Below are 13172 nucleotides of genomic sequence, written 5' to 3' on the forward strand. Positions count from 1 at the left end.
TCCCTACCCCCGCTCCTTCGTCTTCATGAAGCGGACCTTGGGGAAGCGTTCGCCGACGTAGCCCGTCTCCCAACTGGACTTGGCCAGGAAGACGGGGGCGGCGTCGATGTCGACAGCCATCTGGGGGCGGTACTTGCCCATGAAGTCGTCGAGGTCGGCTTTGGCCCCCCCCTCCGCAAAAGCGATCCAGCGGGCCTCGGCCCAGGGGCTGGGTTCGAACAGGACGTCCAGGCCGTATTCCTCGCCCAGGCGGTCGGCCATGACCTCGAACTGCAGCTGGCCGACGGCGCCGACGATGAAGTCGCTGCCCAGCTCCGGGCGGAACAGCTGGGTCACGCCCTCCTCGGCGAGACCCTCCAGCGCCTTCTTCAGGTGCTTGGCCTTCAGCGGATCCTTGACCCGCACCCGCTGCAGGATCTCGGGCGCGAAGTTGGGCAAGCCGGCGAAGCGGATCATGCCGCTCTCCGACAAACTGTCGCCCACCCGCAGCACGCCGTGGTTGGGGATGCCGATCACGTCGCCGGCGAAGGCGTCCTCGGCCAGTTCGCGGTCGCTGGCGAAGAACATGATGGGGGCGTTCACGCTCAACTGCTTGCCCGTGTTCTGGACCTTCAGCTTCATGCCGCGGCGAAACTGGCCGGACGCCATGCGGAACATGGCGATGCGGTCGCGGTGGTTGGGGTCCATGTTGGCCTGGACCTTGAAGACGAAGCCGGTGACCTCGGCCGTGCCGGGATCGACGGTCAGCTCTACCGGCTCGGGTGCGTTGCGGGTCTCGGGCGGGGCTTCCTTCTTCGCCGGCATCACCTTGGGCGGCGGGGCCCAGTCGCCGATGGCCGCCAGCAGCTGGTCGATGCCGAAGTGGCGCAGCGCCGAGCCCCACAGGACGGGCGTCATGTGCCCCTCCAGGAAGGCCTGGCGGTCGAAGGGCTTGTAGCCGCCCTCGACCAGCTCCAGCGCCTCGGTCAGGTCGGCCTGCTCGGAGCCCTCGAAACAGTCGGCGGCGTCGGCCAGGGGGCGGGGGGCGCCGTGGTCGGGGTCTTCGTCCGAGCCCGCGGCCTTGCGGACGTAGGGCTGGAACATGCCCGTGCCGATCTCGACCATGCCGCGCAGGCGGTTCCCGCTCTCGGCCGGCCACCAGATGGGCGAGGGGTCGAGCTGCAGGCGGCTGGCGATCTCGTCCAGCAGGGCCATGGGATCCTGGGCCTCGCGGTCCAGCTTGTTGATGAAGGTGATGATCGGGATGTCGCGCAGGCGGCACACCTCGAACAGCTTCAAGGTCTGGGGCTCGATGCCCTTGGCGGCGTCCAGCACCATGATGGCGCAGTCGGCGGCCGTGAGGGTGCGATAGGTGTCTTCCGAGAAGTCCTCGTGGCCCGGCGTGTCCAGCAGGTTGAACATCTTGCCGTCGTGCTCGAACGTCATGACCGAGGCCGAGACGGAGATGCCCCGCTCCTTCTCGATCTTCATCCAGTCCGATCGCGTGCGCCGGTTCTCGCCCCGCGCCCGCACCGCCCCGGCCGCGCGGATCGCGCCGCCCGACAGCAGGATGTGCTCGGTCAGGGTCGTCTTGCCCGCGTCGGGGTGGGCGATGATGGCGAAGGTCCGGCGACGGCCGGCCTCCTCGGCGAGAGTCAGTTTCGACATGGCGCGCGGCGATAGCCCGAACGCGCCCTCAAGTCATCACATGCCCTGGACGAGGTGCAGGATGTTGCCGTCGGGATCCTTGAACCAGGCCATGCGGGCGTCGCCGGCCAGGTGAACGCCGTCCTCAAACGTCGTGCCGGGGAAGTCGTATTTTTCGAACGTCACGCCGCGTCCCGTCAGGGCTCGCACGACGTCCTCCAGCCCCTTGCCCATCGCCCAGACCACGGCATTGGCCAGGTTGGAGCCGGCGTATTCGGAGACGTAGACGGTCAGCCGCGTGGCGCCGGTGCGGTAGACCGCCATGGTCGCGTCTGCGGTCTCCTCCGGCAGATCCAGCGTCTTTCCATAGAAGAGGCGGGCGCGGGCCAGGTCGGTCACCGCGACGATCGGATGGGCGTCGATGTTCCTGAGCATGATCGTTCCTGTGGATGCACCTGACGGAAACGCGCACGCTTTCGTGCAGATCACTCGCCGTGACGGGGAATCGCGGTGTTAATCATTCTGAACGATTTTTCGCGAACCGATCGGAGCGCCCGCAGTGGCCTTGCTCGATCTTCTCACCGCTCAGGAACGCCGATGTCTGACGGGCGTCGCGCAGCATCGTCAGGCGGATGAGATTTCGGCCGAGTTGGGCATCGCCCAGGCGACGGTCGAGCGGCACCTTGCGAATGCGCGCCGCAAGCTGGGCGTGACGAGCTCACGCGCCGCGTTCCGCCTGCTGCATGAGCGCGGCGAAATTCTGCATACCGAGTATGCAGCGGGTTTTTCCAGCCTGCCGGCCGACGACGACGCGATCGATCCTGACGGTCTCGAAGGAGGCCAAAATGATCGAACCCCAACGCAACATTCCCGACTGGTACAAGACCGACTGGACCCCCGCGACCGGTCCGGACCGCCTGCCGACCATGACCTGGGAGGACGTGGAGACCGTGCTGGACCAGTTGGCGGGCACGCCCCGGCGCAAGGCCTGGGCGGAACACCTGCTGAGCCAATTGCAGGAGGCGAGCGCGCATCTGTCGCCGATGGATCTGCTTCAGCAGATCGTTCTGACGGCCTCGGCCGTCACGGCGCCGACCGCCGAGCCGCCGGTCGCGCGGACGACGACCCGCAGACCGAGGAAAGGGAATCTGCCCAGCTGGAGCCTGACCGACCTGGAGTGGGCGATCAACTACAGCGTGTCCGGTCCTCGCCGCCGCGTGGCTCTGGAACGGCAGAGGGATCTGCTGAGACGCCGGCACGAGCTGTGTTCGGGGGCCGAGACGCTGCGCTCGATCTTCTTGATCGCGGCCGGGCTGCTTTCCGGGCGGACGCTGAAGACCCAGCGCAGGACGGACCTGAGCGACGCGGCCTGAGCGGAGCGGCCGTCCGCATACTCGTGATCCTTGCGGCGATCGGCTTCTGCACGTTTTTGTTGACGACGGTCGGGGAATTCGCTTTATGGTTGCAGTCGCTCCTTTTTCCGGGGCCGGGCATACCGAGGGTTCACCCATGACAAGACGAGAGTCCCACATCCAGTTGGCCCAATCCGTGGCCGACCAGCTGTTCGCCACTGAGCGGGCCGTCGACGACGCCATGTGCAGCATCGCCGGCCTGACCCAGTCCCTGCCCGCCAAGGCGCGGGAAGCTGGGTTCGCAGCCACCCGCGGCCAAGCCGTCTACGACCGCCTGGTCGAGGCGATGGCGGCCCAAGCGCGGGCCCGTTCGGCGGTCGTCGAGGCGCACAACGCCCTGGCGGATCTGCAGACCGAGTCCGTGTTCCGCTCGATGCCCATCGGCGGCGGCACAAAGGACGAAAAGCCGGGCACAAGCGGAAGGCTTGCGGTGGTCGCCGCCTGACGGCGATAGTCGCCCCCTTTGACGGGGGGCGGCATGTCGACGCTGGAAGTCATCGGCCTGGTCATCATGCTGGGCGTGTGCGGCTTCACCTTGTTGCGGGGCGGTTCGACCGAGCGTCGAGCCGCCCTCGCCGTTTCCTTCGCCTGGATCGCCTCGACCGTCGCCGACATGGACTGGTGGACCGGTGTGCAGTGGGGGATCCTGCTCATCGACGCGGCCCTGGCGGTCTTCCTGGTCTGGCTGTCGACGCGGAGCCGCAGGATCTGGCCGGCGGTGGCCGCCGCCGGCGTCGTTCTGATCGTTCTGACCCACATCGCCTTCCTGACCTCGGCGACCATGAGGCAGGCGGGATTCTTCACCGTCTACTATCTGTGGAGCTATCTGGTGCTCGGGGCCGTGCTGTGGGGCGGCGTCACGGCGCCACGGCGTCAGACGCGCTGATCGCGCCCGGTCCATGCGGGCCAGGCGTCAGATCGGCATCCGCATGATCTCCTGATAGGCCTGGATCACCTGGTCGCGGACGGCCATGACGGTTTCCAGAGAGGCCTCGGCTGACGACACCGCGGTGACGACGTCGATCAGGCTGCCCTGGCCCTGCACCGCCATGGACATCTGGGTTTCGGCGGCGCGGGTCTGTTCGACGGCGCCCTTCATCACGCCGTCCAGGATGGCGCCGAACTCCGAGCCGCCGGCCGGGTCCATGCCGCCCGCTCCGCCGACGGCGGAGCCCGACTGGACCGACTGATAGGCCTTGATGGCGGCCATGGGGTTCATCGGCTACGTCCTCAGCGCTTCAGGATGTCGAGGGTGCGCTGCTCCATGGCGCGCGCGGTCTCGATGACGTTCAGGTTGGCCTCATAGGCGCGCTGGGCCTCGCGCATGTCCATGGCCTCGACCAGGGTGTCGACGTTGGGGCGCAGGACGTAGCCTTCGGCGTCCGCGGCCGGGTGGCTGGGGTCGTAGTCGCGGCGGAACTGGCCCGGATCGGCGCGGACCTCGGCCAAGGCGACGCCGGTGGCGCCGTCCACCTCACGCGCGCGGAACACCGGCACCTGACGGCGATAGGGCTGGCCGCCGGCGGTGTCGGACGTCGAATCGGCGTTGGCGATGTTCTCGGCGATCACCCGCATGCGCGACTGCTGCGCCTTCAGGGCGCTGGCGGCCACGGCCATGGTGGAATTGCGGGGCGGAATGGGGTCAGGCACGGGTCAGCCCTCCGTCAGCGGCCGGGCGGCCGGGCGGCCATGCGCAGCAGGGCCATGGATTTCTGGTACAGGCTGATGGCGGCGTCGTAGGCCATGCGGCTCTCGGCCATCTTCAGCATCTGTTCCTCCACGACCACGGCGTTGCCGTCCAGCGTGGTTTCTGAATCGGGGCTGTCCTGCACGGCGAAGCGCGCGGGTTGATTGGTCGGCGCAATGTGGGCGGCCGAGGTGCGGGTCATCTGCAGCCCGCCCGCGCCCTGCACCGCCTTGGCGAAGTCGGTCGGCTGGCGAAGGTCGCGCGCCATGTAGCCGGGGGTGTCGGCGTTGGCGACGTTCTGGGCGATGACGCGCTGGCGCTCGTCCAGCCAGGTCAGCCGGCCCTTGATCTGGTTCAGCAGCGGCAGGTCGGCGGGCGACATCGGCCGGTCCTTCTCGCGACGCGGGCGGGGGCGCCCGAGCGAAATCGTGACCGAGCGTGGTTAATCAATCGTTCTCTAAACGGCCCGTTAACCCTGACCGTTAACGATCCGGGGCGATGGATTTCCTCGATCTGCTCCGCGCCATTTTCGGCCTGGCCTTCACCCTGGGCCTGATCGGGGGCGCGGCCTGGCTGGCGCGCCGCTATGCGCCGCAGCTGCTGGCCCGGCTGTCGGCCGAGCGGGGCGAGCGGCGCATGGCCGTGATCGAGACCCTGGTGCTGGATCCAGCACGACGGCTGGTGCTGGTCAAGATCGACGACGAGGAGCGGCTGATCCTGCTGGGCGAGGGGCGCGAGCTGATCGAGCCGCGGGGGAAGGGGACGTGAAGGTCTTCGTCCTGCCGACGCGGGCGGAACTCAAGCGCGCGGCCCTGCTGTCGCTGTGCGTGACCCTGGCCTGTCTGGTGTGGCCGCTGGGCGCGCTGGCGCAGGAGGCGGCGCAGGCGGCGGCGGGCTCGTCGGCGGTGAACATCGACCTGGGCACAGGGGCGGGCCTGACCACGCGAGTGGTGCAGCTGGTCGGGCTGATGACGGTGCTCAGCCTGGCGCCGTCGATCGTGATCATGACCACCAGCTTCGTTCGGATCGTGGTGGTGCTGTCGCTGCTGCGGACCGCGCTGGGCATGCAGCAGTCGCCGCCGAACGCGGTCTTGGTGTCGCTGGCCCTGTTCCTGTCGGCCATCGTCATGGCTCCGACCTGGCAGGACGCCTATGATTCGGGAATCAGGCCGCTGATGGATCAGCAGATGGAACTGCCCCAGGCGTTCGATCTGGCGGCCGATCCGGTGAAGACCTTCATGCTGGCCCAGGTGGACCGCGGCGACCTGGAACTGTTCACCCGGCTGTCCAACGTCGAGGCGCCGCCGACGGCGCAGGACCTGCCCCTGCGGGTCATCGTCCCCGCCTTCATGATCAGTGAGCTGAAGACCGCGTTCGAGATCGGATTTCTTCTTTTCGTTCCGTTTCTTGTGATCGACCTGGTGGTGGCCAGCGTGTTGATGTCCATGGGCATGATGATGCTGCCTCCGGTGGTGATCTCCCTGCCCTTTAAGCTGATCTTCTTCGTGCTGGTGGACGGGTGGAGACTGGTCGCCGGCAGCCTGGTCGAGAGCTTCCAGAGGGCGTCGGGCGGAGGGTGAATCCCCAGCCCGTGGGGCTTTCAGCGCCGAAGTCGCTTGCCAAGCGATCAAAAAGCGGCGTCAATCCGGCGGCAGTCGCCCAGTCGGGGCGACAGAAAATCGGAAACGACCCAACATGACCACTCAAGCCGAACTGATCGCCGCCGTCGCCAAGGACGCGGGCGTGTCGCAGGCCGACGCCGGCCGCGTGCTGACCGCCATCGTCGACAACATCCACAAGTCGCTGAAGTCCGGCGGCGACGTGCGCATCTCGAACCTGGGCGTGTTCGACACCGCCGCCCGCGCCGCCCGCGAAGGCCGCAACCCGGCCACCGGCGCGACCATCAAGATCGCCGCCTCGAAGGCCGTACGCTTCCGCGTGTCGAAGCCGCTGAAGGACGCGGTCAACAAGTAAGCCTTCCTCCCCGCCTACGCGGCGGGTGAGGATTGGGCGGGCGGAGCGGCGGGCGTCGCTCCGCCCGTCTGCGTTTGAGCCGCCACCGCAGGGGTCCGCTCGCGGAACCGCGTCCGGGCGCCCTCGACCCAGCCGGTGAAGGTGCTTGAACTCTGGATCGCCGCGGCCAGGCCGGACGGCGAGGTCAGGGTCAACGGATCGTACAGGGCGATGCGGATGGCGTCGGCGCTGCGGGCGCGCTCGACAAAGGGCGCATGGCGCTGGGCCAGACGGGCCAGTCCGGCGTCGTCATTCCCCAGCGAATAGCCCACGCCCGCGCGAATCAGCCGGCTCTCCTCCACCGGCGTCAGCGGGGTCGCGGCGTCCAGGTGCCGGTCGCCCAGCAGCCGCTCGTAGACGGCGCCGGCGGCGGCCCAGCTCTCCTGCTTCCACAGCACCTCGGCCCGGACCTCAAGCGCGGCGGGAGAGGCGTCGTCGCCCAGTACCTCCAGCGCGTGATCAAGCCGGCCCAGATCCATCAGGGCCCGCGCCTCCAGCGCGCGGCGCTCGGCGTTCAGGGCAGACGGCAACAGCGTCGTGCGCGACGACCAGATGGCCTGCAGGGCCGCCTCGGGCTGGCGGTCCATCAGATAGACGACAGCCAGATCGGTGGCGACGACGGCCTTGGCCACGCCGTCCAGCCGTTGCTCTACCTGATACTTCAGCAGCTCGGCCGCCTGATCCAGCAGGTCGACGTCGATCAGACGCCGCGCCAGGCGGCGCACCATCTCGTCGCCATCGGCGCCGATGGGGGTCAGTTCGCGGAAGTCGTAGAACAGGCCCAGCGCCTGGATCGGCTGCAGCCCGTCGGCGCCGCCTTCGAGGAACAGCATGCGGAAGGCCGCCTGGACGTCGGCCTGAAGCTCGACGCCGCCCGGCATGGTCGCCATGCGCGGCCCGGCGGCGCGCAGCGCGGTCAGCGCTTCGCGATACAGGCCCTGGGACAGATATAGTTGGCCGAGCGTGCGGATGACCTCCAGCTCGGTGGCGTCGCCGCGCCAGCGCCAGCGCAGGGTCTCCAGCTCGGTGGCGGCGTCCTTCGGACTGATCGTGCCGCGCGCCAGGCCGATGCGGATGACGCCGAGGCGCGCCGGGACGGCCACGGAATCCAGCGGAGCCTTGCCGACCGCGGCGAACACGGCCGAGGCCTTGTCCAGTTCGCCGGTCTTTTCGAAAAGGCGCGCCTGAACCAGGCGGATCTGGAGCTGTTCCGCCGCGCCGATCGGCTGGCTGAGGGCGTAGGCGAGCAGCGAGCGCGCCGCCTCCACGTCGCCCAACTCAAGCGCGGCCAGGGCGTGGGCGCAGCCGAAGCGAGCGCGCCATTCGGGCGGGAAGCCGTCGATGACGGCGGCCGAGGCGGCGAACTGGCGCCGCGCCTCCTCCCAGTCGCCCTGGCGGGTGGCGATCAAACCCAGCCAGGCCTTGGCCGAGGGATCGCCGGACAGGGCCGCGCCGGACAGGTCGGCCAACGCCTCGTCCAGGCGGCCGATCGAGATGCGGGCGGCCGCGCGCAGGCCGCGCACCTCGGCCTCGCCCAACAGGTTCGGCTGGGCCGCGACCAGGGCGTTCAGCGTGCCCACTGCCTCGTGCCCCAGGCCGGAGCCGACCAGGAAGCGGGCGAGGGCCAGGCGCTTTTCGACCGGGGCGCGCGGATCGTCTGCGGCGGCGGCCCCTTCCTCCGCGGCCTCGGCCTGCAGCTTGCGGTGACGGGCGACGAATCCGCCTTCGGCCGGGGCGGCCCAGTCCGGCGAGATCATCGCCGGATGGCTGGCCTTGCGCGGCGCGTGGTCGCCGGCGTCGGCGACCTCCAGCAAGGCCGAGGGCGGCGACAGGATCAGGCCTGACGGGCGCGACAGCACGACCCGGTCGCCGTCGGCCAGGATCGACAGGTCGTCCGCGACCGTCTCGATCGCCAGCCCCTGCGCCGAGGGCAGGACGTGCAGGTCCATGGTGCGGCGGCGCCGGCCGAAGCCCTTGGCCGGGCCGATCGCCGTCACGGCGGCGAAGCGGTCGCCGACCACCGGATCGGTCAGCCAGATCGCCCGGCCCGATCCGGCCATGTTGAAGACCAGCGACGGCTCGCCCGCCGGGTCGCGGTCGACCGAGACGCCGCCCGACGCCACGGTGCCGCCGCCCAGGCGAACCGTCCAGACGCCGCCCTCGGCCGAGGCGGCGACCGGCAGGGATTTCGGAGCCTCGATCCGCAGCGCGACGTAGTCGGGACCGGCCGCCCAGCGCGCGGGGCCGGCGGGGCCCAGGTCGGCGCCGGGGGCCAGGCCCAGCTTCGCCGGCGCGTCGAACACCACCCAGACGGCGTCGCCGCGGCGGAAGACGGCGGCCCCCACCTGCTGCGGCCAGTCGAAGCTCAGGGTCAGGGCGTCGGCGGTCGCCTGGGTCCGCACGGGCACGGCGGCGACGGCGGTGGTGGGCGCGGGCTGGGCCTGAGCGGCTTGAGGCGCGCGACCGGGGGCGTAGAGGTTCAGGAACACGGCGCCGTCGGCGACGCCGGTGCGGGCCTCGGCCCCCTCGGCCAGGGTCAGGACCAGTTCGGTGGCGCCCTGGACGGAGCGGGTCTCGACAGCTTCGACCCCCGCGGGCGGATCGACCTTCAGGCGCGAGACGTCGGGGGCGGCGGTCGTGCCGATGCGCACGACCACGCGGCGCCCGTCGATCGAGACGCGCGACCGGGCGCCGACGACGCCGGCGAACTCCACGCGGGTGTAATCGGCGGTCGCCCCGACGCGGATGGCGACGGGGTCCAGGGCGGCCGGCTGGTACTCCTGGGCCAGCGGCAGGACCGGAGACAGGGCCACGGCCCCGGCCGCGGCCAGGGCCACGGTCGACTTCAGGACCCGGCGGGAGGTGCGGCGCGCGGACATGCGCGCGCACCCTGACGCGCGCGCGGTTTCATCGCGGTTAACAGGGCATGACCGGCGTCAGCCGCGACGATACAGGCGGCAGTGCTGGCAGACGATCCAGCCTGGCCGGCTGCGGCTGTGGTGAAACACGTGGCCGCAAAACGGCCGTTTCAGCAACTGCATGAGCGATTTGAACATTTCCGCTCTCCCCGGCGTCGATGTGCGCCTGCCCGACCATCTCGTCAACCGCTGTTACTTGAAGTTGCTGCGCTGCAACATGTCTGCAACCTGAGGCGATGCGCCCGGAGGCTTGCGCCGAGGGACGAGGGAGCGCACCTGATCGTTCATGACGCCCCCGCCTTCGCCCGCCGATCGGACCAGCGCCCTCTGGCTGGGCCTGAGGTGCCGCTGTCCCCGCTGCGGCGAGGGGCCCCTGCTGCGCGGCTTCCTGAAGATACGCGACGTCTGCCCGAACTGCGGACTGAACTACGGCTTCGCCGACCCGGCCGACGGCCCGGCCTTCTTCGGCATGAGCCTGGTCGGCACGGTGGGGATGACGGCCTTCATGGCGTTCGAGTTCATCGTGCAGCCGCCGATCTGGGTGCACCTGATCGTCACCTTTCCCTTGCTGGCCGTCGCCTGCCTGGCCGTGCTTCGGCCGCTGAAGGGCTGGATGGTCGTCGAGCAATGGCGCCGCGGCGCCGCCCCCGACGAATGGCAGAGCGTCGGCAAACACGGCGAAGGACGGAAGTGGCGGTGACTGGCGACCCCGGCAGGACTCCAACCTGCGACCTCGGCTTTAGGAAAGCCTTGCTCTATGCAGCTGAGCTACGGGGCCGTCGGCGGGTGACCTAGCGGATGGCGGAGATCAGGGGAAGCGCGGAGCGTTCCGGGGTCGCCGTTTTCCGATTGTGGTTAATCGGCTTTAAGATACAATATCTTGCGGTGAACGGATCGGGAATCGGGCCGAGTCGGTGATTCGGTCCTGATTCGTTTCGCCCCTGTTCCGCGGACCCGACCGCCGCCGTTAAGCGTGACCGTTCGTCGTGTCGCGACGCTTGAGGAACCGCGCGCGGGACGCCACCTTTCCTCCATCATGAGCGACCGCGGCACAGGCCGGGCGCCGGGTCGCGTCGTCGCGGTTCTGGGCCCCACCAACACCGGCAAGACGCATCTGGCGGTCGAGCGGATGCTGGGCCACGGCTCGGGCATGATCGGCCTGCCGCTGCGGCTGCTGGCGCGCGAGATCTATGAGCGGATCACAGCGCGCGCGGGCAAGGCCTCGGTCGCCCTGGTCACCGGCGAGGAGAAGATCAGCCCGCCGCACGCGCGGTTCCACGTCTGCACGGTCGAGGCCATGCCGATGGAGCGGTCGGTCGACTTTCTGGCCGTGGACGAGATCCAGCTGGTGGCCGATCCGGAGCGGGGGCACGTCTTCACGAACCGCCTGCTGCACGCGCGGGGTCGGCAGGAGACGATGTTCCTGGGCGCCGGGACGATGGAGCCGCTGATGCGGCGGCTGGTCGAGGACGTGGAGATCCAGTCGCGCGACCGGCTGTCCACCCTGTCCTACGCCGGGCCGAAGAAGCTGACCCGCCTGCCCCGGCGCAGCGCCGTCGTCGCCTTCTCGGCCGAGCAGGTCTACGCCATCGCCGAGCTGATCCGGCGCCAGAGGGGCGGCGCCGCCATCGTCATGGGCGCTCTGTCGCCCCGCACCCGCAACGCCCAGGTCGAGCTGTTCCAGTCGGGCGAGGTCGACTTCCTGGTGGCGACCGACGCCATCGGCATGGGCCTGAACATGGACGTCGACCATGTGGCGTTCGCGGGCCTGAGGAAGTTCGACGGGCGGCGGACGCGGTGGCTGCACGCGCACGAGATCGGCCAGATCGCCGGGCGGGCGGGGCGGCACCTGCGCGACGGCACCTTCGGCGTCACGGGCGAGGCGGAGGATCTGGACGACGACCTGGTCGAACAGGTGGTCGAGCACCGCTTCGACCCGGTGGAAGGCGCGGAGTGGCGCAATGGTCGGCTGGATTTCGACAGCCTGCCCGACCTGCTCCGCTCACTCACCGAGCCGCCGCGCCGAACGGGCCTGCATCTGACCGGCCAGGCGCTGGACGAGACCCTGCTGCGCCGGGCGGTGCAGGACGAGGAGGTGCAGCGCATCGCGCGGTCGCGCGGCAGCCTGATGCGGCTGTGGGACGCCTGCCAGATTCCGGACTTCCAGAAGACGACGGCGGACGAGCACTTCAAGCTGACGATGGAGGTGTTCCACGCCCTGATCGGGCCGAACGGGCGGCTGCCGGAGGACTGGATTTCCAAGCGGTTCCGGGGGCTGGACCACGAGGACGGGCAGATCGACCAGCTGTCGGGCCGGCTGGCTGGGGTGCGGACCCTGGCTTACGTCGCGGCGCGGCCCGACTGGCTGGAGAATGCCCCGCACTGGCGCGAGCGGACCCGCGCGCTGGAGGACAGGCTGTCCGACGCCCTGCACACCCGCCTGACGGCGCGGTTCGTGGACCGCAAGACCACCGCCCTGATGCGCGCCCTGCACGCCGAAGACGAGGCGGCCGTGCGGGTCGGGGCGGACGGGGCGGTCATGATCGAGGGCGCCGAGCTGGGGCGCATCGAGGGCCTGCGGTTCGTCGCAGACCGCGACGCGGGCGCCCATCCGTCGCACCGGCGGCTGGCGCTGCGGGCGATCGAGCCGGAGGTGGCGCGACGGCTGGGCCGGCTGGCGGCCGATGCGGACGACGCCTTCACCGTGCTGCCGGACGGGGCCGTGACGTGGCGCGGTGAGCTGGTGGCGCGGGTGACGAACGAGGACCCCTGGTCGCCGCGCGTGCGGCTGATCGGGGATCAGGGCGTCGAGGCGGCGCGGGAGCGGGCGCGGCGCCGGGTCGAGGCCTGGCTGGCGCAAGAGGGCGGGCGGGCGCTGCGGGGGCTGTCGCGGTTGAAGCGGGCCCTTGAGAGCGGCGGACTGAAGGGGCTGACGCGCGGGCTGGCGTTCCGGCTGGTGGAGGCCGGCGGCGTGCTGGCGCGACGGGACGTCGAGGGCGAGCTTTCGGCGCTGAGCCAGGTCGAGCGGCGGACGCTGAAGACCTTCGGCGTGCGGGTGGGGGCGCACTCGGTCTGGCTGCCCGCGGACCAGAAGGCGCGGGGCCGGGGTTTCGCCCAGGCCTTCTGGGCGCGCGACGAAGCTCCGACCGACGCCCCGCGCACGCTGTCGGCGAGGGGGCTGCGCGCGGCGGGCGGACTGACGCTGCCGCTGGCGACCCTGGAGCGCCTGGCCGACCTGCGCGCCGCCGGTCAGGGCACGCTGGATTACGCGGCGCTTGCCGAACTGGGACTGACGGAGGCGCAGGCGGAAACGCTGTCGAAGGCGCTGCGGGCGGCGCGGACGAGGCCGCAGGCCGGGGCGCAGGCGGCGGCATCCCCCTTCGCGGCGCTGGCGGGCCTGAAGGCGCCGCCCGAACAAATCCGGCAGCGCCGGTCCAGGCGAAGACGCACCAGCTGACCCTCTCCCGGCGGGAGAGGGTCAGCACTCTTGAACCGCGACGTTTCTCGCGCTTTGAC

The 13172-nt window shown here is 70.3% G+C and carries 14 protein-coding genes, 1 tRNA gene and 1 pseudogene; 9 read left to right on the forward strand and 7 right to left on the reverse strand.

Annotated features, from left to right (window positions below):
• Positions 1 to 3: 3 nt before the first annotated feature.
• Both VGN45_RS08795 and VGN45_RS08800 read right to left on the reverse strand, forming a co-directional pair.
• Positions 4 to 1647, reverse strand: coding sequence for a peptide chain release factor 3 (locus VGN45_RS08795; protein ID WP_327461494.1), 1644 nt, complete (start codon positions 1645 to 1647; stop codon positions 4 to 6).
• Positions 1648 to 1683: 36 nt separating this feature from the next.
• A complete protein-coding gene (locus VGN45_RS08800; protein WP_327461496.1) occupies positions 1684 to 2061 on the reverse strand; it encodes a VOC family protein in 378 nt (125 codons plus the stop codon).
• A 124-nt stretch (positions 2062 to 2185) separates the two neighbouring features.
• On the opposite strand from VGN45_RS08800, the pseudogene VGN45_RS14675 reads away from it, so the two are divergent.
• From VGN45_RS14675 to VGN45_RS08820, 4 genes and pseudogenes are all read left to right on the forward strand, one after another.
• A pseudogene (locus VGN45_RS14675) lies at positions 2186 to 2302 on the forward strand (LuxR C-terminal-related transcriptional regulator); the annotation flags it as partial.
• A gap of 169 nt (positions 2303 to 2471) precedes the next feature.
• Positions 2472 to 2999, forward strand: a complete 528-nt coding sequence (locus VGN45_RS08810; RefSeq protein WP_327461500.1) for a hypothetical protein — start codon at positions 2472 to 2474, stop codon at positions 2997 to 2999.
• Between the two features lie 136 nt (positions 3000 to 3135).
• A complete protein-coding gene (locus VGN45_RS08815; protein ID WP_327461502.1) occupies positions 3136 to 3483 on the forward strand; it encodes a hypothetical protein in 348 nt (115 codons plus the stop codon).
• Between the two features lie 33 nt (positions 3484 to 3516).
• A complete protein-coding gene (locus tag VGN45_RS08820; RefSeq protein WP_327461504.1) occupies positions 3517 to 3924 on the forward strand; it encodes a hypothetical protein in 408 nt (135 codons plus the stop codon).
• Positions 3925 to 3951: 27 nt separating this feature from the next.
• Here the strand turns inward: VGN45_RS08820 and VGN45_RS08825 are convergent, their stop codons facing one another.
• Genes VGN45_RS08825 through flgB form a run of 3 tightly spaced genes read right to left on the reverse strand, consistent with a single transcriptional unit; the run spans position 3952 to position 5107 of the window.
• A complete protein-coding gene (locus VGN45_RS08825) occupies positions 3952 to 4257 on the reverse strand; it encodes a flagellar hook-basal body complex protein FliE (RefSeq protein ID WP_327461506.1) in 306 nt (101 codons plus the stop codon).
• Between the two features lie 11 nt (positions 4258 to 4268).
• Positions 4269 to 4655 carry a flagellar basal body rod protein FlgC gene (flgC, locus tag VGN45_RS08830; protein WP_327461582.1) on the reverse strand — a complete coding sequence of 129 codons (387 nt, stop codon included), beginning with the start codon at positions 4653 to 4655 and terminating at the stop codon, positions 4269 to 4271.
• A 47-nt stretch (positions 4656 to 4702) separates the two neighbouring features.
• Entirely contained in the window at positions 4703 to 5107 is a 405-nt protein-coding gene (flgB, locus tag VGN45_RS08835; protein ID WP_327461508.1) for a flagellar basal body rod protein FlgB, read from the reverse strand.
• A 116-nt stretch (positions 5108 to 5223) separates the two neighbouring features.
• Here flgB and VGN45_RS08840 point away from each other — a divergent pair, with 116 nt between their 5' ends.
• The 3 genes from VGN45_RS08840 (at position 5224) to VGN45_RS08850 (ending at position 6699) form a co-directional block, all read left to right on the forward strand.
• Complete coding sequence (locus VGN45_RS08840; protein WP_327461511.1) at positions 5224 to 5493, forward strand: FliO/MopB family protein; 270 nt, start codon at positions 5224 to 5226, stop codon at positions 5491 to 5493.
• Complete coding sequence (gene fliP / locus VGN45_RS08845) at positions 5490 to 6305, forward strand: flagellar type III secretion system pore protein FliP (RefSeq protein WP_327461513.1); 816 nt, start codon at positions 5490 to 5492, stop codon at positions 6303 to 6305. The genes VGN45_RS08840 and fliP overlap by 4 nt, the downstream gene beginning before the upstream one ends.
• Before the next feature lie 115 nt (positions 6306 to 6420).
• Complete coding sequence (locus VGN45_RS08850; protein ID WP_125256313.1) at positions 6421 to 6699, forward strand: HU family DNA-binding protein; 279 nt, start codon at positions 6421 to 6423, stop codon at positions 6697 to 6699.
• A 14-nt stretch (positions 6700 to 6713) separates the two neighbouring features.
• On the opposite strand, the gene VGN45_RS08855 is transcribed toward VGN45_RS08850, so the two are convergent.
• Complete coding sequence (locus VGN45_RS08855) at positions 6714 to 9617, reverse strand: hypothetical protein (protein ID WP_327461517.1); 2904 nt, start codon at positions 9615 to 9617, stop codon at positions 6714 to 6716.
• A 325-nt stretch (positions 9618 to 9942) separates the two neighbouring features.
• Between VGN45_RS08855 and VGN45_RS08860 the strand changes: the two genes are divergently transcribed.
• Positions 9943 to 10356 carry a DUF983 domain-containing protein gene (locus VGN45_RS08860; RefSeq protein ID WP_327461519.1) on the forward strand — a complete coding sequence of 138 codons (414 nt, stop codon included), beginning with the start codon at positions 9943 to 9945 and terminating at the stop codon, positions 10354 to 10356.
• A 1-nt stretch (position 10357) separates the two neighbouring features.
• On the opposite strand, the gene VGN45_RS08865 is transcribed toward VGN45_RS08860, so the two are convergent.
• A tRNA-Arg gene (locus VGN45_RS08865) sits at positions 10358 to 10434 on the reverse strand.
• Positions 10435 to 10692: 258 nt separating this feature from the next.
• Between VGN45_RS08865 and VGN45_RS08870 the strand changes: the two genes are divergently transcribed.
• The gene (locus tag VGN45_RS08870; protein ID WP_327461521.1) at positions 10693 to 13113 is read left to right on the forward strand and encodes a helicase-related protein; all 2421 of its coding nucleotides are present in this window, start codon (positions 10693 to 10695) and stop codon (positions 13111 to 13113) included.
• The last annotated feature ends 59 nt before the right edge of the window (positions 13114 to 13172 follow it).

The organism is Brevundimonas sp., assembly GCF_035999125.1.
Lineage (GTDB): Bacteria > Pseudomonadota > Alphaproteobacteria > Caulobacterales > Caulobacteraceae > Brevundimonas.